This window comes from Duganella radicis (assembly GCF_009720825.1).
Classification (GTDB): Bacteria; Pseudomonadota; Gammaproteobacteria; order Burkholderiales; family Burkholderiaceae_D; genus Rugamonas; species Rugamonas radicis.
Genome location: NZ_WNKY01000043.1, coordinates 14,429 through 36,631, shown reverse-complemented (window position 1 = coordinate 36,631; position 22,203 = coordinate 14,429). Strand labels below are relative to the sequence as shown.

29 protein-coding genes are annotated in these 22,203 nt (G+C 64.7%); 16 read left to right on the top strand and 13 right to left on the bottom strand.

Annotated elements, in window-relative coordinates; all coding sequences use genetic code 11:
• Positions 1 to 33: 33 nt before the first annotated feature.
• Positions 34 to 564, top strand: a complete 531-nt coding sequence (locus GM676_RS25500) for a hypothetical protein (RefSeq protein WP_155467013.1) — start codon at positions 34 to 36, stop codon at positions 562 to 564.
• On the opposite strand, the gene GM676_RS25495 is transcribed toward GM676_RS25500, so the two are convergent.
• Positions 561 to 1,577, bottom strand: coding sequence for a zinc-binding alcohol dehydrogenase family protein (locus GM676_RS25495; RefSeq protein ID WP_155467012.1), 1,017 nt, complete (start codon positions 1,575 to 1,577; stop codon positions 561 to 563). The genes GM676_RS25500 and GM676_RS25495 overlap by 4 nt on opposite strands.
• An 89-nt stretch (positions 1,578 to 1,666) precedes the next feature.
• Here GM676_RS25495 and GM676_RS25490 point away from each other — a divergent pair, with 89 nt between their 5' ends.
• Both GM676_RS25490 and GM676_RS25485 read left to right on the top strand, forming a co-directional pair.
• Positions 1,667 to 2,566: a LysR family transcriptional regulator gene (locus GM676_RS25490; protein ID WP_155467011.1), complete on the top strand. Its 900-nt coding sequence runs from the start codon at positions 1,667 to 1,669 to the stop codon at positions 2,564 to 2,566.
• 86 nt (positions 2,567 to 2,652) lie between these two features.
• The gene (locus GM676_RS25485) at positions 2,653 to 3,735 is read left to right on the top strand and encodes an AI-2E family transporter (protein WP_155467010.1); all 1,083 of its coding nucleotides are present in this window, start codon (positions 2,653 to 2,655) and stop codon (positions 3,733 to 3,735) included.
• Between the two features lie 72 nt (positions 3,736 to 3,807).
• Here the strand turns inward: GM676_RS25485 and GM676_RS25480 are convergent, their stop codons facing one another.
• Positions 3,808 to 4,038, bottom strand: a complete 231-nt coding sequence (locus GM676_RS25480; RefSeq protein WP_090192292.1) for a hypothetical protein — start codon at positions 4,036 to 4,038, stop codon at positions 3,808 to 3,810.
• Between the two features lie 176 nt (positions 4,039 to 4,214).
• On the opposite strand from GM676_RS25480, the gene GM676_RS25475 reads away from it, so the two are divergent.
• Genes GM676_RS25475 through GM676_RS25465 form a run of 3 tightly spaced genes read left to right on the top strand, consistent with a single transcriptional unit; the run spans position 4,215 to position 6,623 of the window.
• Complete coding sequence (locus GM676_RS25475) at positions 4,215 to 4,892, top strand: phosphatase PAP2 family protein (protein ID WP_371866371.1); 678 nt, start codon at positions 4,215 to 4,217, stop codon at positions 4,890 to 4,892.
• 5 nt (positions 4,893 to 4,897) lie between these two features.
• The gene (locus GM676_RS25470) at positions 4,898 to 5,788 is read left to right on the top strand and encodes a diacylglycerol/lipid kinase family protein (RefSeq protein ID WP_155467008.1); all 891 of its coding nucleotides are present in this window, start codon (positions 4,898 to 4,900) and stop codon (positions 5,786 to 5,788) included.
• A 16-nt stretch (positions 5,789 to 5,804) separates the two neighbouring features.
• The gene (locus tag GM676_RS25465) at positions 5,805 to 6,623 is read left to right on the top strand and encodes a metallophosphoesterase family protein (protein WP_155467007.1); all 819 of its coding nucleotides are present in this window, start codon (positions 5,805 to 5,807) and stop codon (positions 6,621 to 6,623) included.
• Here GM676_RS25465 and cls read toward each other — a convergent pair.
• Both cls and GM676_RS25455 read right to left on the bottom strand, forming a co-directional pair.
• Positions 6,620 to 7,996 (bottom strand): cardiolipin synthase, encoded by a 1,377-nt coding sequence (gene cls, locus GM676_RS25460; RefSeq protein WP_371866370.1) that lies wholly within the window; start codon positions 7,994 to 7,996, stop codon positions 6,620 to 6,622. The two genes, GM676_RS25465 and cls, sit on opposite strands and share 4 nt — an antisense overlap.
• Before the next feature lie 17 nt (positions 7,997 to 8,013).
• Positions 8,014 to 10,011, bottom strand: a complete 1,998-nt coding sequence (locus tag GM676_RS25455; protein WP_155467005.1) for a site-specific recombinase — start codon at positions 10,009 to 10,011, stop codon at positions 8,014 to 8,016.
• Between the two features lie 119 nt (positions 10,012 to 10,130).
• Here GM676_RS25455 and GM676_RS25450 point away from each other — a divergent pair, with 119 nt between their 5' ends.
• Positions 10,131 to 10,952 carry a porin gene (locus GM676_RS25450; RefSeq protein WP_229262858.1) on the top strand — a complete coding sequence of 274 codons (822 nt, stop codon included), beginning with the start codon at positions 10,131 to 10,133 and terminating at the stop codon, positions 10,950 to 10,952.
• Here GM676_RS25450 and GM676_RS25445 read toward each other — a convergent pair whose 3' ends face one another.
• From GM676_RS25445 to GM676_RS25435, 3 genes are all read right to left on the bottom strand, one after another.
• The gene (locus tag GM676_RS25445) at positions 10,953 to 11,483 is read right to left on the bottom strand and encodes a DUF3617 domain-containing protein (RefSeq protein WP_155467003.1); all 531 of its coding nucleotides are present in this window, start codon (positions 11,481 to 11,483) and stop codon (positions 10,953 to 10,955) included.
• An 80-nt stretch (positions 11,484 to 11,563) separates the two neighbouring features.
• Positions 11,564 to 11,710: a lmo0937 family membrane protein gene (locus tag GM676_RS25440; RefSeq protein ID WP_008446864.1), complete on the bottom strand. Its 147-nt coding sequence runs from the start codon at positions 11,708 to 11,710 to the stop codon at positions 11,564 to 11,566.
• 78 nt (positions 11,711 to 11,788) lie between these two features.
• The gene (locus GM676_RS25435) at positions 11,789 to 12,382 is read right to left on the bottom strand and encodes a glycine zipper 2TM domain-containing protein (protein ID WP_229262857.1); all 594 of its coding nucleotides are present in this window, start codon (positions 12,380 to 12,382) and stop codon (positions 11,789 to 11,791) included.
• 110 nt (positions 12,383 to 12,492) lie between these two features.
• Here GM676_RS25435 and GM676_RS25430 point away from each other — a divergent pair, with 110 nt between their 5' ends.
• Positions 12,493 to 13,212 carry a Crp/Fnr family transcriptional regulator gene (locus GM676_RS25430; protein ID WP_155467002.1) on the top strand — a complete coding sequence of 240 codons (720 nt, stop codon included), beginning with the start codon at positions 12,493 to 12,495 and terminating at the stop codon, positions 13,210 to 13,212.
• Between the two features lie 40 nt (positions 13,213 to 13,252).
• On the opposite strand, the gene GM676_RS25425 is transcribed toward GM676_RS25430, so the two are convergent.
• Positions 13,253 to 13,477, bottom strand: coding sequence for a YMGG-like glycine zipper-containing protein (locus GM676_RS25425; RefSeq protein WP_155467001.1), 225 nt, complete (start codon positions 13,475 to 13,477; stop codon positions 13,253 to 13,255).
• Positions 13,478 to 13,560: 83 nt separating this feature from the next.
• A complete protein-coding gene (locus tag GM676_RS25420) occupies positions 13,561 to 15,546 on the bottom strand; it encodes an AsmA family protein (RefSeq protein ID WP_155467000.1) in 1,986 nt (661 codons plus the stop codon).
• A 102-nt stretch (positions 15,547 to 15,648) separates the two neighbouring features.
• Between GM676_RS25420 and GM676_RS25415 the strand changes: the two genes are divergently transcribed.
• Genes GM676_RS25415 through GM676_RS25390 form a run of 6 tightly spaced genes read left to right on the top strand, consistent with a single transcriptional unit; the run spans position 15,649 to position 18,653 of the window.
• Positions 15,649 to 16,038: a DUF4398 domain-containing protein gene (locus GM676_RS25415; protein ID WP_155466999.1), complete on the top strand. Its 390-nt coding sequence runs from the start codon at positions 15,649 to 15,651 to the stop codon at positions 16,036 to 16,038.
• A 17-nt stretch (positions 16,039 to 16,055) separates the two neighbouring features.
• Positions 16,056 to 16,970, top strand: a complete 915-nt coding sequence (locus GM676_RS25410; RefSeq protein ID WP_229262856.1) for an OmpA family protein — start codon at positions 16,056 to 16,058, stop codon at positions 16,968 to 16,970.
• Positions 16,971 to 16,988: 18 nt separating this feature from the next.
• Positions 16,989 to 17,534, top strand: a complete 546-nt coding sequence (locus tag GM676_RS25405) for a ferritin-like domain-containing protein (protein WP_155466997.1) — start codon at positions 16,989 to 16,991, stop codon at positions 17,532 to 17,534.
• A 51-nt stretch (positions 17,535 to 17,585) separates the two neighbouring features.
• Positions 17,586 to 17,888: an ElaB/YgaM/YqjD family protein gene (locus GM676_RS25400; RefSeq protein ID WP_155466996.1), complete on the top strand. Its 303-nt coding sequence runs from the start codon at positions 17,586 to 17,588 to the stop codon at positions 17,886 to 17,888.
• Positions 17,889 to 17,894: 6 nt separating this feature from the next.
• Positions 17,895 to 18,281 carry a phage holin family protein gene (locus tag GM676_RS25395; protein WP_371866369.1) on the top strand — a complete coding sequence of 129 codons (387 nt, stop codon included), beginning with the start codon at positions 17,895 to 17,897 and terminating at the stop codon, positions 18,279 to 18,281.
• A gap of 9 nt (positions 18,282 to 18,290) precedes the next feature.
• A complete protein-coding gene (locus GM676_RS25390) occupies positions 18,291 to 18,653 on the top strand; it encodes a hypothetical protein (protein ID WP_155466995.1) in 363 nt (120 codons plus the stop codon).
• Positions 18,654 to 18,724: 71 nt separating this feature from the next.
• Here the strand turns inward: GM676_RS25390 and GM676_RS25385 are convergent, their stop codons facing one another.
• Genes GM676_RS25385 through GM676_RS25375 form a run of 3 tightly spaced genes read right to left on the bottom strand, consistent with a single transcriptional unit; the run spans position 18,725 to position 19,682 of the window.
• The gene (locus tag GM676_RS25385; RefSeq protein ID WP_155466994.1) at positions 18,725 to 19,054 is read right to left on the bottom strand and encodes a hypothetical protein; all 330 of its coding nucleotides are present in this window, start codon (positions 19,052 to 19,054) and stop codon (positions 18,725 to 18,727) included.
• A gap of 16 nt (positions 19,055 to 19,070) precedes the next feature.
• Positions 19,071 to 19,223, bottom strand: a complete 153-nt coding sequence (locus GM676_RS25380; protein ID WP_090192273.1) for a DUF3309 domain-containing protein — start codon at positions 19,221 to 19,223, stop codon at positions 19,071 to 19,073.
• Positions 19,224 to 19,238: 15 nt separating this feature from the next.
• Positions 19,239 to 19,682 (bottom strand): glycine zipper 2TM domain-containing protein, encoded by a 444-nt coding sequence (locus tag GM676_RS25375; RefSeq protein ID WP_155466993.1) that lies wholly within the window; start codon positions 19,680 to 19,682, stop codon positions 19,239 to 19,241.
• A 191-nt stretch (positions 19,683 to 19,873) separates the two neighbouring features.
• Here GM676_RS25375 and GM676_RS25370 point away from each other — a divergent pair, with 191 nt between their 5' ends.
• Both GM676_RS25370 and GM676_RS25365 read left to right on the top strand, forming a co-directional pair.
• On the top strand, positions 19,874 to 20,188 hold the full coding sequence (locus tag GM676_RS25370) for a BON domain-containing protein (protein ID WP_155466992.1): 315 nt from the start codon (positions 19,874 to 19,876) through the stop codon (positions 20,186 to 20,188).
• Between the two features lie 49 nt (positions 20,189 to 20,237).
• Entirely contained in the window at positions 20,238 to 21,365 is a 1,128-nt protein-coding gene (locus GM676_RS25365; RefSeq protein WP_155466991.1) for an AI-2E family transporter, read from the top strand.
• On the opposite strand, the gene GM676_RS25360 is transcribed toward GM676_RS25365, so the two are convergent.
• Complete coding sequence (locus tag GM676_RS25360) at positions 21,351 to 22,199, bottom strand: YihY/virulence factor BrkB family protein (protein WP_155466990.1); 849 nt, start codon at positions 22,197 to 22,199, stop codon at positions 21,351 to 21,353. The two genes, GM676_RS25365 and GM676_RS25360, sit on opposite strands and share 15 nt — an antisense overlap.
• Positions 22,200 to 22,203: the final 4 nt, after the last annotated feature.

Sequence of the window (22,203 nt, the reverse complement as noted above, 5' to 3'; positions counted from 1 at the left end):
TAGCTCTCTGGACCCCACTTCGGAGCTACTATCATGTCCTCATTTCCTACCGGTACCAGCACACGGCGGCTGGTCACCTCTGTCCAAAAACTCGAACGCACCCTGGCCACGGCGGGCTTGCCACGGTTTGTGGCGCGCATGCCGGTGTGGTGGTTGTGCTGGCATTACTGCCGCATGCTGGACCAGAAAATCGCCAGCATGCGCCGCATCGCCGGCAAGTTTGACCGCTGGGGGCCGGCCATCCGCGAAGCGTCGCCGGTGGCGCATGAAAAGCTGGAAATGCTGGATCTCGATCACAGCATGCGCACCGATATCGAGTTCACCAAGGGCACCATGCTGGAGCTGCGCGATTACTGTATCGATATCGGCCGCATGTTCGAGCAGCTGGGCCATGAGTCGGCCGGCTTGAAGCGCCGGCAGGCGACGCTGATCGAGGTGCTGGATGCCTCCTGCGCCTCGGCCACCCGCATGCAGGATGCCTTGACGCGGCATGACGACGCGGTGCTGGCGCGGCTGCGGGCCGAGGCGGATTCCGCAGCCGCGGCGGCGGCGAGGGCTGGTTAGAAACCTTCGAGCACGATCTTGCCCTTGGCGGTGTTGCTCTCGATGAGGGCGTGCGCGCGCTTGAGGTTGGCGGCGTTGATCTTGCCGTAGCGCTCGGCCAGCGTGGTCTTCACCGCGCCGGTTTCCACCAGCCGGGCGACATCGTTCAGCAACTGGTGCTGTTTCTGGATGTCGTCGGTCTGGAACATCGAGCGGGTGTACATGAATTCCCAGTGCAGCGAGACGCTCTTGCGTTTCAACGTGCGCACGTCGATCGCGGCCGGATCGTCGATCAGCGCCACCTTGCCTTGCGGCGCCACCAGGTCGCTGATGGCGTTCCAGTGGTGGTCGGTCTGGTTCAGGGCGGCGACGTACGTCACCGAGGGCAGGCCGAGGCGGGCGATTTCTTCGTTCAGCGGCTTGCTGTGGTCAATCACGTGGTGCGCCCCCAGCTGCTTGATCCACTCGCCGGTTTCTGGACGCGAGGCGGTGCCGATGATGGTCAGGCCGGTCAGCTGGCGCGCCAGCTGCACCAGGATGGAACCGACGCCGCCCGCCGCGCCGATCACCAGCAGCGACTTGCCCTGCGTGGCGCCGGCGTCGCGGCTCACTTCCAGACGGTCGAACAATAATTCCCAGGCGGTGATGGCGGTCAGCGGCAGCGCGGCCGCTTGCGCGAAGTCGATGTTCTGCGGCTTGTGGCCGACGATGCGCTCGTCCACCAGATGCAGCTCGCTGTTGGTGCCGGCGCGGGTCAGGTCGCCGGCGTACCAGACTTCATCGCCCGGCTTGAACAGGGTCACGTCCGGACCGACCGCTTTCACCACGCCGGCGGCGTCCCAGCCGATCACCTTGACCTGGCCTTCGGTCGGGGCGACGTTGCGGCGGATCTTGGTGTCGACCGGATTAACCGAAATGGCGCGCACTTCGACCAGCAGGTCGCGGCCGGTGGCCTGCGGCGTTGGCAGTTCGACGTCGATCAGGGAGTCGGCGTGTTCGATGGGGAGGGACTGGCCGTAGGCGATGGCTTTCATGAAATGCTCCGAAATAGTTGGGATGGGCGTATCATCATTTATTTCGTGGTGATGAAAAAGCCGCTTTATGCCGAAACACTTTCAAAAAAATGCTGAAACTGGATGATCTGACCGTCTTCGTCCGTACCGCCGACCGGGGCAGTCTGTCGGCCGCCGCCCGCGAGCTGGAGATTTCACCGGCGCTGGCCAGCGCCGCCGTCAAGCGGCTGGAAGGGGAGTTGAAGATACGCCTGTTCGCCCGCACCACGCGCTCGCTGCGGCTGACGGAGGAGGGCGAAACCTATCTGCGCCACGCGCGCGAGGCGCTGCGCCTGCTACAGGAGGGACATGATGCGCTGATGCAGGGCAAGGAGACGCTGGGCGGCACGCTGAAAATCTCCATGCCGTCCGACCTGGGCCGCAACATGGTGGTGGGCTGGCTGGATGCGTTCCAGGCGCTGTACCCCAAGGTCAGCTTCCAGCTGGGCATCAGCGACCGCGTGTCGGACATGTACCGGCAGCCGGTCGACATCGCCATCCGCTACGGCGCGCAAGAGGACTCCAGCCTGATCGCCTTCCCGTTGGCGCCGGAAAACCGCCGCGTGCTGGTGGCGTCGCCGGACTACATCAAGCAGCACGGCAAACTGAACGCGCTGGACGACCTGGCGCGCCACAACTGTCTGCGCTTCATGCTGGACGACGTGATCCACGACCGCTGGAGTTTTTACCATGATGCCGACGCGGAAGCTGAAGTTATTCACGTCAACGGCAACCGCAGCGTGGACGATGCCGACGTGGTACGGCGCTGGGCGGTGGCCGGTCACGGCATCGCCTACAAATCACGCCTCGACCTGAGCGCCGACATCCGCGCCGGCCGTTTGCAAGTGCTGCTGCCCGATGTGCTGGGCGAACGCACTGCGCTGCACATGATCTGCATGCACCGCTCGCAGGTGACGCCGACCGTGCTGCAATTGCGCGACTTCCTGCGCGCCCAGTGTGAGAAAGCTTAAGGCCGCCTGAAATCGGCCTTCGGTGTGGTGGCAGGGCGACAAAATGCGCTTACCATAGCGCCAACAAGAACATCCGGGAGAGAGCAATGACCGAAACCCAGCGCGACATCCTCAGCGCCGGTTTTTCGCTGACGCTGATAGCACTGGCCGCCTTCGTGACGCACCGCTTCTTCCTGCCGCTGATCTGGGCGGGGATTTTATGCGTCGCCACCTGGCCGCTGTACCTGCGCATGCGGGCGCGCTTCGGCCGCCATCACATCGTGGCGGCTGCCGTGCTGACCTTGTTGATGGCCGCCGTCTTCATCGTACCGGTGCTGCTGGGCGTGACGCAGGCCGCGCGACAGGCGCCTGAGCTGGCCAACTATGTGGTCACGGCAAATACCGACGGCATACCGGTGCCGGCCTTCATCCACCATTTGCCGGTGATCGGCGACGCCATCACCGACTGGTGGCAAGCCACCCTGAGCCAGCCGCATGGGCTGGCGCACCTGATGTCCGAGCGCCAGATCAATGGCTTCCATTCGGCCAGCGACATGCTCAAGGTTGCTGGCGTCGGCTTCATGCACCGGCTGGTGGATTTCGGCCTGGCCTTTTTGTGCCTGTTCTTTTTCTACAAGGACGGCGAAGTGCTGAACCGCCAGATCAGCGCCATCGGCAGTCACTGGCTGAGCGCGGAGCGCTGGCTGCACTACGCGCAAAAAATCCCGACCGCCATTCGTGCCACCGTCAACGGACTGGTGCTGGTTGGCCTGGCGGAAGGCTTGCTGATCGGCGTAGGCTACGCGCTGGCAGGCTTGTCGTCACCGGCACTGTGGGCGGCGGCGACGGGCATCCTGGCCATCATTCCCTTCGGCGCGCCGCTGGCTTTCCTGAGTGCGGCCGGTGTGCTGGCCTTTAACGGCGCGGTGCCGGCGGCCATTGCCGTGGCGGCCTGGGGCGGCGTGGTGCTGTTCGTGGCCGATCACTTTGTACGACCAGGCATCATTGGCAATGCCACGCGGCTGCCATTCCTGGCCGTACTGTTCGGCATACTCGGCGGCGTCGAAACGCTGGGCCTGGTCGGACTGTTTATCGGTCCGGTGGTGATGGTGTTGTTTGTGACGCTGTGGCACGAGGCGCATCCGGTGAATGAACCGGATGTCGGCTCGCCAGTTGCCAAACCCAGGTGAGGAGCGCTAGCGAGGCGGCGGCGTTGGCCGGCCTGTCATGCGACTGGGATGGGCAACTGGCACCGGCAACCATTAGTGAGCCTTCGATTTCGACAGGATCAGCAACCAGCGGCGGAACAGCAGTACTTCCAGATGACCTGCCTGTACGCCGGTGTCGCACTCCATGATCGGGTTCACTGCGTAGAAACGCTTGCGGAAGTCACGGCACACCATCATTTCGCGTTTGCCCATGCGAACCATGAAAGAGGTAGGCAGGTATTCCAGACCGAAGCGGGAACCATAGCTGCTGTTCAAAGTGCTCATGTGAATTCCTTTTTGTTGGTGATGTGTTGTTCGAGGAGTTCAGAATAGCATAACTACTGTATGAATAAACAGGTACTGTGCAAATAAACAGTAAATTCGTTGTTTCGTGGTTTTTACGCTAACTTCATCGGCGGACCACACTGGAGGACCAAATTTCTAACAAATTGCTTAGTTTCGTGGAGGCAAGACTGTCTCCGGGCGGCGAATTCGGCCTGCATCTGACTATCGGCATGGTGTTGTTGCTGGTGTCGGGCTACGTTTTCCATGAACTGGCCGAGGCGGTGATGGGGCAGGAAGCCATCACGGTGTTGGACGTGCAGGTGGCGCATTGGTTCAACGCGCATGCGTTCGAGCCGCTCACCAGCTTGATGTACGGGATCTCGGCGCTGCATTCGGTGGCCGGCATGGCGCTGCTGTTCGGCGCCTTTGCGCTGTATTTGTGGCGCGCGCAGGCGCGCTACTGGCTGCTGGCGCTGGCTTTCGCGGTGCCGGGTGGGATGTTGCTGAACGTGGCCCTCAAGCATGTGTTCCAGCGCACGCGCCCGGTGTTCGAGGAGCCGCTGGTCACGCTGGCGACCTACAGCTTCCCCAGCGGCCACACCACGGCGGCGACTTGCTTCTACGGCCTGCTGGTCAGCTATCTGGTGATCGCGCGGCCGGCGTGGAGTGTGCGCTTGGGAACAGTGGCGGTGTGCCTGACAATGGTATTGTTGGTGGCATTGAGCCGCGTCTATCTGGGGGCGCATTATGTCAGCGACGTGCTGGCCGCCATGGCCGGAAGCGTGGCGTGGCTGGCGGTTTGCATCACCGCGATTTCCACGCTGCGCCGCCGGCGCGAAGCGAAAACAATATAAACCGTATGAATCATATCGTCGTCATTGTGAATGCGAGCGCGGGCCTGGGCTACTGTGGCGGCTGGACTGCCGCGCTGTCCGAGAAGTTCCGCGCCCAGGGGGTGGAGGCCGACATCACGCTGGCGAAGAGCGGCGCCGAGATGATCGCGCGCGCCGAATGTGCCGTGACCGAAGGCGCTCCGGTGGTGGTGGCGGGCGGCGGCGATGGCACCATCAATGCCGTGGCCTCGGTGCTGGCCGGCACCGAAACGCGGCTGGGCGTGCTGCCGCTGGGCACGCTGAACCACTTTGCCAAGGACTTGAATATTCCGCTGGAGCTGGACGAGGCGGTCGCCAACACCGTGCACGGCGTTGCGGTGCGCGTCGATGTTGGCGAGGTCAACGGCCGCATCTTCCTGAATAACTCCAGCCTCGGCATCTACCCGGACATCGTGCGCGACCGCGAGGCCCAGCAGCGCCATCTCGGGCGCGGCAAATGGCCGGCGTTTGGCTGGGCGCTGTTTGCCGCGCTGCGGCGTTTTCCTTTCCTCAGCGTGCGGCTCAAGATCAATGGCGAGGAGCATCTGCGGCGCACGCCGTTTGTCTTCATCGGCAACAACGAATACCTGCAAGGCCTGACGCTGGGCGCGCGCGAGCGGCTGGACACCGGCAAGCTGTGTCTGTACGTGGCGCAGAAGCCGACCCGGCTGGGCCTGCTGCGCTACGCCGTGCACGCGCTGTTCGGTCGCCTGCGCGAGGCGCGCGATTTCGATGTGCTGTCGTCGCAGGAGTTGACCATTGAAACGCGCCATCAGCGATTGCGGGTGGCGACCGATGGTGAGGTCACGCTCATGAGCCCGCCGTTGTGCTATCGTTCAAGGGCATCGGCGCTGCATGTGATCGTGCCGGCTGCCTAGCGCCCGGGAGAAGAGTATGCGCACCATCGTCCATTTATCCGATCTGCATTTCGGCCGCGTCGATCAGGATTTGCTGCGGCCCTTGCAGGAGCTGGTGAACCGGCTGGCGCCGGACGTGGTGGTGGTGTCGGGCGACCTGACCCAGCGCGCCAGGACCGAGGAGTTCAAGGCCGCGCGCGCCTGGCTGGATACCTTGCCGGGGCCGCAGATCGTGGTGCCGGGCAACCACGACATCCCTTTGTACAACGTCGCCAGCCGCTTCCTGACGCCGCTGCGCAAATACACGCGTTACATCACGCTGGACCTGGCGCCGGAGTATGTGGACGAGGAGATCGCCGTCCTCGGCATCAACACCGCGCGTTCGCTGACCTTCAAGGATGGCCGCGTCAACAAGGAACAGCTGGCGCAGATGCGGCAGCGCATGCAGGCGGTGGGGCCGGACCACACGCGCATCATCGTCACCCACCATCCCTTCGATTTGCCGGATACCTTCGACAAGGACGATCTGGTCGACCGCGCGCCGATGGCGATGCAGGCGTTTGCCGAGTGCGGAGTGGATGTGCTGCTGGCCGGGCACCTGCATGCCAGCCATGCGGGCAATAGCGCGCACCGCTACAAGATCAGCGGCTATGCGGCGCTGGTGGTGCAGGCCGGCACGGCGACCTCGACGCGCGGGCGCGGCGAGTCCAACTCCTTCAACGTGCTGCGCATCGATCCGGACGACGTGCGGGTCGAGCGCTACAGCTGGATCGAAGGCACGGCCAGCTTCGAGCCGGTCCACACTGAATGCTTCCGCCGCAGCGGCGACGTCTGGTCGCTGGCGGCGGAGGGTTAGAGCCAGTAATTCATGAAGCGGGCCGCCCATTCTTTCATGCGGTTCACGAACGGCCGGTCGCGCCATTGCTCCAGTGTGATGAGATTGGAGTCCTTCATGTCTTCCTGGAAGGCCTTCTCCATCTCCACGCCAAACGCTTCGCCCATGACGATCACATTGAGCTCGCTGTTGTGCAGGAAGCTGCGGGTGTCGATGTTGGTCGAGCCCACCGTCGACCAGGCGCCGTCGATCACCGCCGTCTTGGCGTGCAGCACGGCCAGCTTGAGCTGGTAAATCTTCACGCCGGCCGACAGCAGATCGTCGTAGAAGGCATGGCCGGCGTAGAACACCAGCCCGCTGTCGGACACGCCCGGCAGCACGATTTTCACATCCACGCCGCGTTTGGCCGCCGCGATCAGCGCGTCCACGGTTTGCCGGTCTGGCACGAAGTAGGCCGAGGTGAGGTGGATGGATTTCTTCGCCTCCTGGATCGCCAGCGCATAGGCCTTGTAGATTTCAAACTGCCCGCCCGGCGCGCTGCCCAGCACGCGCACCACCTTGTCGCCGGCAATCACCGGCTTGGGGAAATAGTCGGCCTCGGGCAGATCGTCCTTGTCCTGCGAGGCCCACTGGCGCACGAACAGCCACTGGAAAGTCTGCACCGCCGGCCCCTCCACCTTGATGTGGGTGTCGCGCCAGCCCACCTGCGACTTGTCGGTCGGCTTGGAGGCCGAGCGGAACAGCGAGCTCTTGGCGTACGTGGCGCTGATGTTGATGCCGCCGGTGAAGGCCATCTTGCCGTCCACGATCAGCACCTTGCGGTGGTCGCGGTTGTTGATCTTCCAGCCTTCGCCGCTGACCTTGGCCGGGTTCACCGGATTGAATTCGATCAGGTGGATGCCGGCCTTGCGCATGCGGGCGAAGAACTCGGCCGGCACGCCGATGGTGCCGACGCTGTCGTACAGGATGTTGACGGTCACGCCTTGCTGCTGCTTCTCGATCAGCGCGTCGGCGAACTTGAGGCCCAGTTCGTCCTGGTCGAAGATATAGGTTTCGAGGTTGATGTGATTGCGCGCGCCGGCGATCGCCTTCAGCATTTCCGACATGGTCTGCGGACCGTCGAACAGCAGCGTGCATTTATTGCCGGCGATGAGGGGCACGCCGGTGGCGGCTTCTTCCAGCGCCGCCTGCTGCTGCAAGTCCAGCGTGCCCTTGGACCAGCGCTTGGCCAGCAGGGCCTTGGTGCGGGCGTCGCTCAGGTCGCCGTTCGGCCCCTTGACGGTGGGCGCGGCGGGCGCGTCGATTTTCTCGTTCAGCCCGGTCACATTGGGCAGCGATGCGCAGGCGCCCAGCAAACCCCAGCACATCAGCATCGAGGGAAGCCACACATGCATGCGCACCAGTCTCATCTTCAGGCCTTTTCAGTGAGTTCGTCATCTTCTCTGGCGCCGAACAGGAACGCCACCGGCCCTTGCCGGAACCTGCGGCCCAGCGCCTTGAGCAGTTGCCAGCCGTGCTTGAAATGCACCCCGCGCGAACGCAGCGCCACCCACAGGGCAAGGCCAAAGCTGACCAGCAGGTTGACTGTTCCGATGGCAAGGAATCCTGCCACAGAAGTCACAACCAGTTCCCAGCTGACATTGTGATCGAGTCCAACAATTGCTGTCGCAAAGTTGGCGGAGGAGAAGGTCACATGCCGGATGTCCAGCGGAATGCCCAGCACAAAGCCGATGAACGGCATCGCGCCCAGCATGATGCCGAAGAAGAAATTGCCCATCAGCCCGCCGAGATTGTTCTCCAGATAGACGCCAAGACGGTCCAGCCGTTCCTGCCCCAGCAGGCGGCGCAGGCCGCGCAGTTGCGAGATCCGTTGCGCCCAGCGCGTGTACAGCGCCTTGTTGTCGTAGTAGCCGGAGATCAGGCCGGCCAGGAACAGGCAGACGCCGGCGATGGCCGCGTAGATCAGGGTCGGCGCATGGATGGGATCGATGTCGTGCAGCAGGTGCATGGCCTTCTCCGGCGACACCAGATGGTGGCCGGTCAGCCACGGCCACGCCATGGCGATCAGCCACGCGGTCGGGATGCACACCGCCAGGTTGCCCAGCACCGCCATGTTCTGCGTGCGGATCACCCTGGCGCACAGCTCGGCCATGCTTTCAATGTCGATGTTGCGGCCATCCTTGGAATGCAGGCCGGAGGCGATGCGCGAGGCGGTCATGGCCGGCTGCTTGGTCGCCACCGTGAAGTGCAGCAGGTGGATGAACACAAAGCCCAGCGAGTAGTTCATGCTGAACAAAAAAGCTTCCACCAGCGGCGCCGCGCGCAGGTAGGACATCAGGATCTTGAACAACGCCATGAAGCCGATCACCAGCCCGGCGCCGGCCGAGGAGACGAACATGCCGCGCAGTTGCTTGCGGCTGTCGGCCACGTAGTGCTCGCCGGTGTGGCTGGCGTTTTCGGTGACGTTGCGCGCCAGCAGGTCGACGTTGTCGCGCAGCAGGTCGCGCACCATGTATTTGTTGTTGTGCGCCTCCACCAGTTCCAGTCCCAGCGCCACCGCGGCGCCGCGGCGGTCGGTGTCCTGCTGGCGGTCGACCAGCATCAGCAGCTTGCGCATGCGGTCCAGGCTTTGCGTCAGCGATACCAGCAAGTAGGTGAGGGCGATGCTGGTGCCCTGGCTCAGCGCTTTCTTGCGGATCTTGCCGATCACGGTGTCGCACTGGTCCAGCATCACCAGCAGGTGGCGGCTGTCTTCGAGGGCGAGGTCGTCGCCGGCCAGCTTGCGCTGGTAGGCGTCGAGCCAGGCGTTGACCTCGAAGTTCTGCACCATGAAGGGCGACTCGTAGGTTTCCATCTCGGTGTGGAAATTGGTCAGGCGCGGTTCCAGGCCAATGGCGCACACGCGGTAGGACAAGGTGCGGATGGCGTCCAGCAGTCCCGGCAGCATCAGGTTGTCCTGGCGCGGCGCGTCGGCGCGCTGCTCGGCATGGCAGACCACATCGCACAGCGCCAGCCAGTCCTCGGTGGGCACGGCGCTCATCCAGATGTAGTCGGTGCGCCTGTAGACGATCTGGTCCAGCGCTTCGCTCAGGTAGTCGTTGCCCAGCGCGGGCGGCAGGATGCGGTAGGCGATGCGGGTGCGCAGCTCGGAAAAGAAGCCGTCGTTCGACAGCACGCCGATCTCGGTGTACAGGCTGGCATGGCGGCGCGACGCCACCAGGTTGCGCGCATAACTGCGCAAGGCCACGGCGTGCGCAGGATTGCCTTTCAGTAGCTGGCACAAGGTGCGCACATTGGCGGTGGCCCGCGCGCCGTCGATGGCGCGCGGGGGGCGGAGCGTATCGAACAGGGCGATCATCTGGCCGATGTCGTTGCTGTCGGCGCTGATTTTTTCAAGGATTTCTAGCATGGGCGCAGTATAGACATCACCGCCGAGCTTGTATGTACGGTACCGAACATAGAATTTTTGCGGTGTTCGTGATTGCGCGCACAGAGCGGCGCGGGGCCGTGGCCTACACTGGTTCCATCATGAAAACCGTCCTCGCCTCCATTGCCCTGATGGCACCACTGGCTGCGATAGCGCAGAGCGGGGTGTATCGCGCGATCGATCCGAATCCGGTGGACAGCAAGCCGTTCGACAGCCGTGTGCTGGAAGGCCTCGACGGGCCGCTAGGGCTGGGCGCGCTGGGGCGCCAGTACAATCTGATGGACGACACGCAAGTGGGCGCGCTCAAGCGCTACGACAGCACCATCCAGTTCAAGTCGCCGCGCTCGCGCAGCGGGCTGGTGGGATCGATGAGCTACAGCGTGGGCGAGGCGCCGTTCAACAACTGGGTCAACCGCGCTTACGGCGCCACCATCGGTTATGAAAAGGGCCGGGCCAGCATCAGCATCACCCATCAGCGCAAGGAAAACATGCTGGACGCCACCGGCACCACGCCGGCCGTCGATCAGTCGGCGCGCAATACGCTGGTGGCGGCCAATGTCGATTTCGGCCGCTTCATCGGCTATGCCGCGTACGGCCTCAGCAAAGGCGACAGCAGTCTGCTGTGGGATCAGAACAATCTCTACGGCGCGGTGGCGCGGCGCGATCCGCTGAACAATAGCCGCGATGTGCTGGTCGGCGTGTCGGTGCCGATGGGTGCCACCACCTTCCTCGCTTCCTACATCCACCGCGATGACCGCGGCCTGGCCGATCACGACGCCAACCAGTTCGCGCTGGGCGCCAGCTACGCCTTCTCGCGCCGCACCAAGGTGTTCACTTCCTTCACCACCATCCAGAACCGCTCCGTGCGCACCGGCGGCGGCAACGACCGCGCCGTCAACTTCGGCCTCAAACACGCTTTCTGATTATTTCGGTTTGACAGGGCAGGTGGCGCTCAGCCAGCGGCCGGTCGATTCCACCGTCGCGTTCCGCGGGCCGGTGCCGCTGTTGTTGGTGACGTTCATGGTCATGGTGTAGGCGGTGTCGCCGTTGAAGCGGATCTGGCCGTTGCCGCTGGAGGCCGGATCGGTACAGGTGAAGGAGACGTTCAGGCCGCCCGTCACCGGTTCCTGCCGGGACGTGCACTTGCCTTGCTGGTTGAGCGGCAGCTCCTTGCGCGCGGCCATCTCCGGCGTGACGCAGGCGCTGATGGTGATGGCGCCATCGCTGCCGGCCTTGGGCATGGAGACGCCGTTCTGCGCCATCATGGCTTCGATGTTGGCGCGCTGCTCGGGCGGCATGGCGGACAGCTGGGCCAGCGCGGCGCTCATGGCCTGGTCGGTCTGGGCATTGCCGGTCTTGACCTTGCTGTTCATTTCCCACAGTCCGGGCTTGATGGTCTGGGCGGCGGCCTGGCCAAGCGCCAGGATCGCCAGGATGAGCATGAAGCGTTTCATAAGTCCTCCCGAAAACGACTAGCATAAACGAAAACGGCGCCTGCAAGTTCAGGCGCCGTTTCAGCCGGGGGCGGAGATGGCTACACGCCGCGTCCGCTAATCAGGCGCAGCAGCACCATGATGATGGCGACCACCAGCAGAATGTGGATGAAGCCGCCGATGGTGTACGACGTTACCAGACCCAGCAGCCACAGGATGAGCAGAACTACAGCGATGGTGTAAAGCATGATTATCTCCTCGGGTTGTGTTGCGTCTATTATCTGCAAGCGCCGCGCTGGATTCTGTACGCTGCCGTACTTTGCGCCTTAGTCCATCGAACGCAGTTGGCCGTTGACTACGCGCACCGAGTCGCCCGAGCGCCACGATGGCTGCTGCGCATTGTGGAAGGTGCGCCTGGTGCCGTTGTCCATGCGCACCACCACGTCCCAGGTGTGGGTGGTTTTCATATTGCCTTCGATCTGGTTGCCGGCCACGGCGCCGCCGACCGCGCCGGCCACGGTGGCCAATTGGCGGCCATGGCCGCTGCCGACCTGGTTGCCCAGCAGGCCGCCCAGCACCGCGCCGCCGACCGCGCCGACGCCGCTGCCTTTCGGACGATGTTCGATCGCGCGCACCGATTCCACCACGCCGCAGTTGGTGCATGGCGCCTGGCGGGCTTCCTGTTGCGGGGCCTGGCCGCGGTCTTGCTGGGCCAGCGATTGCGCCGGCGCCTCGGGATAGGCCGCTTTGGGCGCCTGTTCCGGCGCCGGCGGCAGGCCGGCGACTTTCTCCGGCACGGTGGCGTTGGAGGTCGGCAGCCAGCCCAAGATGGCGGCGCTGCCGACGCCGCAGAACAGCACCACCGCCACGGCGGCGATCACCATGATTGGGTGGGTAGCTGGTTTGTTTTGGGTATCCATGAGAAGTGTCCTTGGTTTTTTAGTAGAGGCCTATATTTTCCTCAAGGACATCCAGGTCTTCCGTGCGTCACCGTACATACAGGGCAAATAATTGCCTTTAATCTGTTTCCATGCACACTATATCCGCCCATTCTCCCGACGAAGACCGCGCGCAACCCCGGCTGGCGAACAACCGCCTGCTGGCCAGCCTGCCGGACGAGGATCAGCGCCAGCTCGCCGAGCAATGCGAGACGGTGCGCGTGGAAAACGGCCAGGTGCTCACCGAGCCGGGGCAGGAGATGCGCCATGTGTACTTCCCCATCGATTGCCTGATTTCGCTGCTGGGCGTGACCGGCGGCCGCATGACGCTGGAGGTCGGCTCGCTCGGACGCGAGGGCATGCTGGGGGCCTCGGTGGTGCTCGGCAATGGCAGGGCGCAGGTGCGCGCGGTGGTGCAGCGCTCGGGCCGCGTGTACCGTATGGCGGCCGAGGATTTCGTCACCGAGTTTTATCGCATGGAGTCCTTGCAGCGGCTGCTGCATCGTTATACCGATACCCTGCTGGCGCAGGCGATCCAGATCGCCGTGTGCAGCCGCTTCCATGTGCTGGAGGCGCGGCTGGCGCGCTCGCTGCTGATCACGCGCGACCGCTTGCAGTCGGATAAATTTCACCTGACCCACGAGTTCCTGGCCCATGCGCTGGGCGTGCGGCGCGTGGGCGTCACCAAGGCCGCCAGCGCGCTGCAACAGCAAAAGCTGATCACCTACAGCCGTGGCAATATCGAGATCCTCGATACGGCCGGGCTGGAGGCGGTCTCCTGCCACTGCTACGATCTGTTCAAGGAAAAATAAAAACGGACCCGAAGGTCCGTTTTGATGGCAGCGTCGCGGATTAACGCGGTGGCTTTTGCACTTGATTGCCGATCACGCCGCCCACGGCCGCGCCGCCGACGGTGCCGACCGCGCTGCCGCCGGTCAGTACCGAGCCGGCCACGGCGCCGACGCCAGCGCCGATCGCGGTGTTTTTATCCTGGCCCGACATATTGGCACAGGCGCTCAGGCCCAGGGTGGCCGCCAGCACGGCGGCGGTCGCTGCAATTCGCTTGATGTTGTTCATGATGATCTCCTTGTTTGGTAGACGGTTACAGCTTACGCAAGCCAGGAGCATGCTTCCGTTCGGCATCGCACAGTGGGCGGCAATCAAGGCGGCGGCGGGGCGCTGGTCTTGCCGCCGACTTGCGCGATCAGCGACTTGCACTCCGCCGTCTCGCCCGGCCCGGTGCTGACCAGCGGCACGATGGCGGCCACCGGCGCCACCACCGCCAGCGCCAGCGCGCCGCCGGCGCGCAGGGCCAGCGTGCCTTTGTCGACGCTGATGTCCGGCTGCTTGAAGGTGCCGCGCACATAGATCGGCGCGCGCAGCGAGATCACGCGCATGCTTTTCGCATCCGGCTTCAGGGTCAGGTCCAGTTGCTCGTTGCCGAGGTTGACGGTGCCGCCGATGTCGATGCGCGCATCGGAGGTGTCGGCCACGAACAGGCGCGACTTCATCAGGCCGTTGGTGACGGCGAAGTCGGTCACCATGCAGTTGAGCTTGACCTGCTTGTCGCCCACCAGCTTGGTCAGCACCACGCTGCCGAGGTTGAGGCCCATGGCTTCCAGCAGCAGTTTGCTGACGCTGCCCTGATTGACCACGCCTTTGAGTTCGCCGTTGGACGAGCCGAGCAGGCTGGCCACCGAGTTGCCGGTGGCCGACAGCGCCAGGTCGGCGTTCACCTCGCCCACCGTGGCCTGCATGCCTTCAATCGACGGGAACAGCTGCTTGAGTTGCAGATGGCGCGCGCCGGCCTTCAGTTCGGCGCGGATGGCGTGCGGATTGATCTTGCCGCTGCCGTCCAGCATGACGTTGGAGGTGAAGCGGCCGCCGGCGATGTCGAAGTCGAGCGGCGTCAGCGCCAGCACGCCGTCCTTCATGTGGATTTGCGTGTCCAGCCGGTGGATCGGCAGGTCCTTGTCGCGGGTGATTTGCGCGGCCTTGAAATTGACGTCGGCATCGATGGCGGTCCAGCGTTCGGTGCGGAACTGTTCCACCGGCAGCACCTTGTTGCCCGGCTGGACAGCCTCGGCGCCGCGCGCCTCCTTGCTGGCCCTGGAGTCGGCGCCGATCAGCGGGCCGAGGTCGGACACTTGCAGCAGCTGCGATTGCACATTGCCGCTCAACAGCGGGCGCGGCTCGCCGGTCTTGAATTCCAGCCTACCGCCGATGTCGCTTTGCCCGACCTTGCCGGTGAACCGGTCGTAGACCCAGTGGCTGGCGTCGGCGCCCAGCTGGCCGGTGAGATGGCCCTCGGTGGCGAACGGTGGCGTTTCCGGCAGCAGCACGCCGGTCAGGCCGTACAGGCGCGCCATGCTGGGACCGGACAGCTTGAGCCGCATGTCCAGCGCCGCCAGCGCGGCCGGCTTGGTCAGTGTGCCTTCAAGGCTGATGCGGGTGCCGCCGACGTTGAGGCTGGCCGCCAGCGGGAACGGCCGGGTCTGCGATTGCAGCGACAGCACGGCGCCGGCCTTGCCGCCGCCGCTGACGTCCTGGTTGTTCCACTTGCCGCGCAGCTGCCAGGCCACGCCGTATTGCCCATCGTTGATGGTGTCGATGTCGGCGCGGGCGTCGACATGGGTCATGGCGTCGATGTAACGCACCGTGCCTTTGGAGAACACCACGCGCTGCACATCCAGCACCCACGGCGAAGGCTTGTCGTCGCGTTTGAAGGTCCAGTTGTTGGCGCCGTCGGCATCGCGTTGCAGCAGCAGGGCCGGATTGTCGAAGCGCAGCTCCGGGATTTCGATGCGCTGGCGCAGCAGCGGCAACAGCGCGATGGCAAAGGTGAACTGGCGCACGCTGACCATCTCGGCCGGCGCCCGCATGCCGCGCGGATTGCCGACATGGACATCATGCGCCACCAGGTGCGGCATGGGCAGCCAGCGGTCTTGCTGGCGCCAGGCCAGCGCCACTTCGCCGCGGATGGCGAACGGACGGTCGATGGCGGCGCTGATCTTGTCGTTGAGCCAGGGGCGCGCCCGGTTCCAATCATGGTTGGCAAGCGCGATGAGGGCGGCCAGCGGCACGGCCAGCACGAGGCCGCCGGCGGCAAGGGCGATACGGGAGCGGGGAGACAGGGAAACAGGCATTGCATCATTGTACACATTCTGTTTTTGTGCGTCACCGTACTGATGCCGCTCTGCCATGCGCCTATAACTACGGCTATCCCAAACATCTTGAGGAGAAAAATAATGATGAACCTGAATACGCAATGGCAAATGCTGTTTGGCATGGCCGTGCTGGTGGGCTTGGGTGGCTGCGCCAGCAACAAGACGCCCGCCACGGCTGACGTGGCGGCCTCGCGCGCAGCGGTCACGGCCGCCACCAGCGCCGGCGCGGCCGACCTGGCGCCGGCCGAAATGCAATCGGCGCGCGACAAGCTGATGCGCGCCAACCAGGCGCTGGCCGCCAGGGATTACAAAACCGCGCAAGACCTCGCCACGCAGGCGCAGGCCGATGCCCAGCTGGCGCAGAGCAAGGCCAACTCGGCCAAGGCCACCAGCGCCGCCGATGAACTGCAACAAAACATCCGCCTGCTGCGCGAAGAACTGCAACGGGCCAACGCGACCAGCCAACAATAAAGCCGATGGAGCCGATCATGAAAAAACTCGTCCTGTTGCCGACCGCCTTCGCGGTCTCGATGATGTTTGCCGCGTGCAGCACCACGCCGACCACCACCACCCAGCTCGACCAGGCGCGCGCCGATTTCAGCGTGGCGCAGAGCAATCCCTCGGTGGCCGCCAACGCGCCGCTGGAATTCAAGGCCGCCGCCGATGCGCTGGACCGCGCCAACGCCGCCGCCGCGAAAAAAGAGAGCCTGAACGAGATCGACAAGCTGGCCTATGTCGCCAAGCAGAAGATCGCCACCGCGCAGGAGGCGGCCAAGGCCAAGCAGGCCGAGGCTGACGTGGCCAACGCCGCCCGCCAGCGCGACGAGATCCGCCTGCAGGCCCGCACCGCCGAGGCCAACCAGGCGCGCATGAGCGCCGAACGCGCCAAGTCGCAGGCCGACCAGGCCAAGGCCGACGCCGACGCCGCCCGCGCCCAGGCCGACGCCGCCGCCAACTCGGCGCGCGACGAAGCGGCCAGGAACGCCGCCCTGCAACAGCAACTGGCCGACCTGCAAGCCAAGCAGACCGAGCGCGGCATCGTCATCACCCTGAGCGATGTGCTGTTCAATGTCGACCGCGCCGAGCTCAGCGCCGAGGGCATGCGCACCGCGCAGAAAGTGGCCGACGTGCTGATGCAGGAACCACAAAGCGTGGTGCTGGTCGAAGGCTTTACCGACAGCACCGGCACCGCGTCGCACAATCTGGAGCTGTCGCAGCGGCGCGCGGAATCGGTGCGCAACGCGCTGATCGGCCTGGGCGTCCCGGCCGGCAAGATCGCCACGCGCGGCTATGGCGAAGCCTATCCGGTGGCCAGCAATGGCGACGCCGGCAGCCGCCAGCTGAACCGCCGGGTGGAAATCGTGCTGTCGCAGAACGGCGCGCCGATCGCCAACCGCCGCTAATTTTTCAAAGGAGAAGTCATGGCTGAATCTACCCCAACCGGCATTGATGTCGAAGCCATCCGCGCCGCCGCGCGCAACCTGGAGGACGGCCCGGTCACGGCCGGCTACCAGGGCGACCGCCGTGCCGTGGTGCAGATGCTGAACGAGGCGCTGGCCACCGAGCTGGTGTGCATCATGCGCTACAAGCGCCACTACTACACGGTGAGCGGGCGCGAAAACGCCGGCATCAAGGCCGAATTCCTGGAGCACGCGCAGGAAGAGCAGGAGCACGCCGACTGGCTGGCCGAGCGCATCGTCCAGCTGAATGGCGATCCTGATTTCAATCCGGCAACATTGCTCGCACGCAGCCATGCCGAGTATGATGCGTCAGAAGACGTACAATCGATGGTGCGGGCCAATCTGATCGCGGAGCGGGTCGCCATTGAATCGTACCGGCAAATGATCGCCAAAATCGGCGACAGCGACCCGACCACGCGCCAACTGTTGATCAAGATCATGGCGGTGGAAGAGGAACACGCGGACGATATGCGTGATCTGCTTGACGAACATGGAAAAGCAGCCTGAGGGCATTTGCTGTACAGTTTTCACATCAACAACCACAACAGGAGCTTCATCATGCTGGAACAAAACATCAGTACCGTGAATAACGACGTGAAAACTCTGGTGAAAGATGCCCAGGCCTTGTTCACCGCCGCCACCGCGCTGACCGGTGAAAAGGCGGAGGAGTTGCGCGGCCGCGGCATGCGCGCGCTGGACACCGCGCTGGCCAAGGCCCACGAAGCCCAGGTCAGCGCCGTGGCCGCCACCAAGGAGGCGGCCAAGCAAGCCGACGAGTACGTCAAGGAAAACCCTTGGCGCTCGATCGCGGCGGCGGCCGGCATCGGCCTGCTGATTGGCGTGATCATCGGCCGCAAGTAAGCTACCGTGGCGCATGACGAAGCCAACCGCCCGCCGCCGGGCCTGATCGCGTCGCTGGGTCTGGTGACCCGCAACGCGATCGCTTTGCTGCTCAACCGGCTGGAACTGGCCGCGCTGGAGCTGGCGGAAGTGCGCAACCATCTGCTCCAACTGGTGCTGGTGTTCGCGCTGGCCGTGCTGCTGGGCGGCTTCGCGCTGATCTATGCCACGGTCACCATCGTCTATCTGGCGTGGGCGGCGATCGGCTGGGTGATCCTGCCGATCATCACCGCGGTGTTCCTGCTGTTCGCCATCGGCCTGATCCTGTACGCGCGGGCCCTGATCCGCAGCGGCAAGCTGTCCCTGCCGGCGACCATGGCGGAACTCAAGTCGGACCGCGACATGCTGGTGTAAGGAGATGCCATGAGCAAGCAGGAAGACGAGGCCGCGCTGGCGGCCGAAAAACACCGGTTGATACGCGAGGGCGAACTGCTGCGCATCAAGGTGGTGCATTCGAAGGCGCTGGTGGGCCAGGCGCTGCAACCGGATGCGCTGTTCCACGGCGCGGTCGATCACGCCATCGGCATGGCGCAGGCGCGCCTGGGCGGCTTGCTGCAACCGGGCGGCCTCAGCGGCTTTAACTACAAGGCCCTGATGCCGTATGCGCTGACCATCGGTTCCTACATCGCGCGCAAGCGGCTGGTGAAGCCGGCGCTGGCGCTGGTGGTGCTGGCCGGGGCCGGCGTGGCGTGGCTGTGGCGGCGCCACGCGCCGCCGCGCGAATAAACCGGGGCATCAACCGGAACAGGCAGGAACCAGCAGGAACCAGCAGGGCCGCGTGATGCGGCCCTGTTGCTTTAGTCGTGGCTTTGCGCCAGCAGCTGCGGCAGGTTGGCCATGTCGTGCTGGTAGGTGGCCTGCGCTTCCTTCAGGCAGGGGCCGCGCTCGGCGGCCGGGCCCTGGCGGCAGGCCTGCCGCGCCTCGGCCAGCGCGGCGCCGATTTCCTTGCGCAGTGTGTGGACTTGCTGGGCCCGCGTGATATCGGGCTGGGACCAGCGCGTCGGTTCGCCGCGGGCGATTTCCTGACGTTGCAGCTGGGCGTTTTGCGGCGGCGTGGTGTCCTGCGCGTGCGCGGTGCCCCAGGCCGCGCACGCCATCATCACGCCGGTGACGATGTGACGTACCATGATGTTCTCCTTGTTGTCATAGCCTGCCGGTGAGCAGCATAATCAGCAGTATCACCACAATCAGGCCGGTGATGCCGCTGGGCGCATAGCCCCAGTTGCGGCTGTGCGGCCAGGTCGGCAGGGCGCCGATCAGAGCCAATACCAGAATAATCAGAATGATGGTGCCCATGATGTTCTCCTTGTTTTAGTAGCGATACAGACGGCCGTCGATCAGGCGCACGCGGTTGCCCACGCGCAGGTCGTAGATGCTGTCCTGCTGGACGATGCGGTAGTCGCCGTTGTCCATGCGCACGCTGATCTGGTATTCCTGCTTGCCGGCGTTGCGGTTGTTCTCGACGTTGTTGCCGACCACCGCGCCGCCGACCGCGCCGGCCACCGTGGCCGCCGTGCGGCCGCTGCCCGAGCCCACCTGATTGCCCAGCAAGCCGCCGATCAGGCCGCCGGTGACGGCGCCCACGCCGGAGCTGCCTTGCGCCTGCATCACCTGGATGGAATCGATGGTGCCGTAAGTGGAAGATTCGTTGCTGATATAGCCGATCTGTTGCGGCTGGCGGTTGTCGCTGGCGCAGCCGCTCAGCACGGCGACGCCGGCAAACAGCGCGGCGGCTAGCGTAGTTGAGCGTTTCATATTGTCCTCCCGGAAAAGTGTGATGCCAGCATAGACAGGAGCGCTGGCCGGGTCTGTGCGATTGCGCACCGTGCGGTGCGTGGCGATTTTTGTACGGTACCGAACAGAGAAGCGCGGCAAAGCGGCGTTTAATGGCGACATCGGCCGAGGGCTGACAAACTCATTGTTCCATCACTCCAAGGAGAATCGCCATGAAAATCGCACATAAAATCGCCACTGCCCTGTTCACCGTCTCGCTGCTGGGCGCCATGACCGGCTGCGCTTCGACCTCCACCAAGGAAGGCACCGGCGAGTATGTCGACGATTCCGTCATCACCACCAAAGTCAAGGCCAGCATCTTCAACGAGCCGACCCTGAAGTCGACCGAGATCAATGTCGAGACCTTCAAGGGCACGGTGCAGCTGAGCGGCTTTGTGTCCCAGCCTGAAGACATCGCCAAGGCCGCTGAAATCGCCCGCGGCGTGAAAGGCGTGACCGCCGTGAAGAACGACATCCACGTCAAGTAAGCAACCCTGGCCGGCGCGCGTGGACGCGCCGGCGTTCTTGTGAGTCATCATGAATCAGCCCGCGGAGGACCTGGATGCTCCTCGACTTCCCTTGCATGTCCACGCGCGCGGCCTGGCGCTGGGCGTGATCGCCACCGTTGTCTTCCTGTACGCGCTGCAATGGTCGCGCGACTTCCTGGTGCCGCTGGTGCTGGGCATCCTCATCACTTATACCCTGAGTCCGCTGGTGTGCTGGCTGGAGCGCCTGCGCATTCCGCGCCTAGTCGGCGCCACGCTGGTGACGGCCGCCATCCTGGGCGGCTCGGCGCTGGTGCTGGACAAGGTGCAGGGCGAATTCCAGTCGATCGTCGACGAATTGCCGACCGCCGGCCACAAGCTGTCGCGGCTGCTGTCGGAGCGCCTGCACAGCGGCGGTCCCAGCGCCATCCAGCGCCTCCAGGACGTGGCGGCGGAGCTCCAGCAAGCCACCGCCGGCGCGCAGGAAAAGCGCGCCGCGCGCCGCGCCGCGCCGACGCCGCCGTCGGAAGCCTTCCCGGTGATGAACTGGATCTGGGCCGGCTCGATGGGCGTGATGGGCTTCCTCGGCCAGGCCACCATGGTGATCTTCCTGGTGTTCTTCCTGCTGCTGTCGGGCGACACCTTCAAGCGCAAGCTGGTCAAGCTGACCGGGCCGTCGCTGACCAAGAAGCGCATCACGGTGCACATACTGGAGGACATCAACAGCTCGATCCAGAAATACATGCTGATGCTGCTGGTGACCAACGCCGCGCTGGCGCTGCTGATGTGGATCGCGCTGCGCTGGGTGGGGCTGGAGAACGCCGGCGCCTGGGCCATCGTGGCCGGCCTGCTGCACCTGATGCCTTACTTCGGTCCGCTGCTGATCATGCTGGCGACCGGCATGGTGGCGTTTCTCCAGTTTGAGTCTTTGCAGATGAGCTTGCTGGTGATGGGGGCCTCGCTGGCCATCGCCACCCTGATCGGCACGGTGGTGGCGACCTGGATGACCGGCCGCTTCGCCCGCATGAACGCGGCGGCGGTGTTTGTCAGCCTGCTGTTCTGGGGCTGGCTGTGGGGCGTGTGGGGTTTGCTGCTGGGTGTGCCGCTGATCGTGATCGTCAAGGTGGTGGCCGAGCGCGTCGAGGGCATGGAGGTGGTGGCCGAGCTACTGGGCGAGTGAGCGGTGGCGCAGGCTGCCCAGCTGTAGCGCGTACTGGCGCGCGAACTCGGCGCCCAGGAAGAAGATCTGCGCCGAGTAGTACACCCACAGCAGCAGCGCGATCATCGAGCCGGCCGCGCCAAAGCTGCTGGCCACGCCGCTGTTGCCGATGTAGGCGCCGATCGCATATTTCCCCAGCGTGAACAGGGCCGCCGTGCCAAGCGCGCCGATGGTGACGTCGTGCCAGGACAGCTGCACGCGCGGCAGCATCTTGAAGATCACGCCAAACAGGGCGGCGATCACCGCGAAGCTGATCACGGCGTTGATCACGGTCAGCGCCACGCCGGCCTCGCTCCACAGGCTGCCCCAGTATTTTTCCAGCACCGTCAGCGCGGCGCTGACCACCAGCGACACCATCAGCAGGAAGGCCAGCACCAGCACCATGCCGAACGAGAGCAGGCGGGTGCGCACCACGTCCCACACGGTGCCGTGGGTGAGGGGCGGGACTTGCCAGATGGCGTCGAGGCTGGCCTTGAGCTCGGCGAACACGGTGGTGGCGCCAAACAGCAGCAGGCCGCCGGCGACCAGGGTCGCGAGGCGGCCTTCTTCCTTGTTGCGGGCGCCGGCCAGCACCAGCTGGATGGCTTCCGCGCCCTGCGGGCCGACCAGGCCGCGCAACTGGGCGAACAGTTCACCCTGCGCGGCCTGCGGCCCGTAGAACCAGCCGGCGATCGCCAGCACCAGGACCAGGATCGGCGCCAGCGAGAACAGCGTGTAGAACGCCAGCGCCGCTCCCATGCTGCCGCCGCGGTGCTCGAACCACTCGGAGACCGTGCATTTCAGCACCGGGAACATGGCT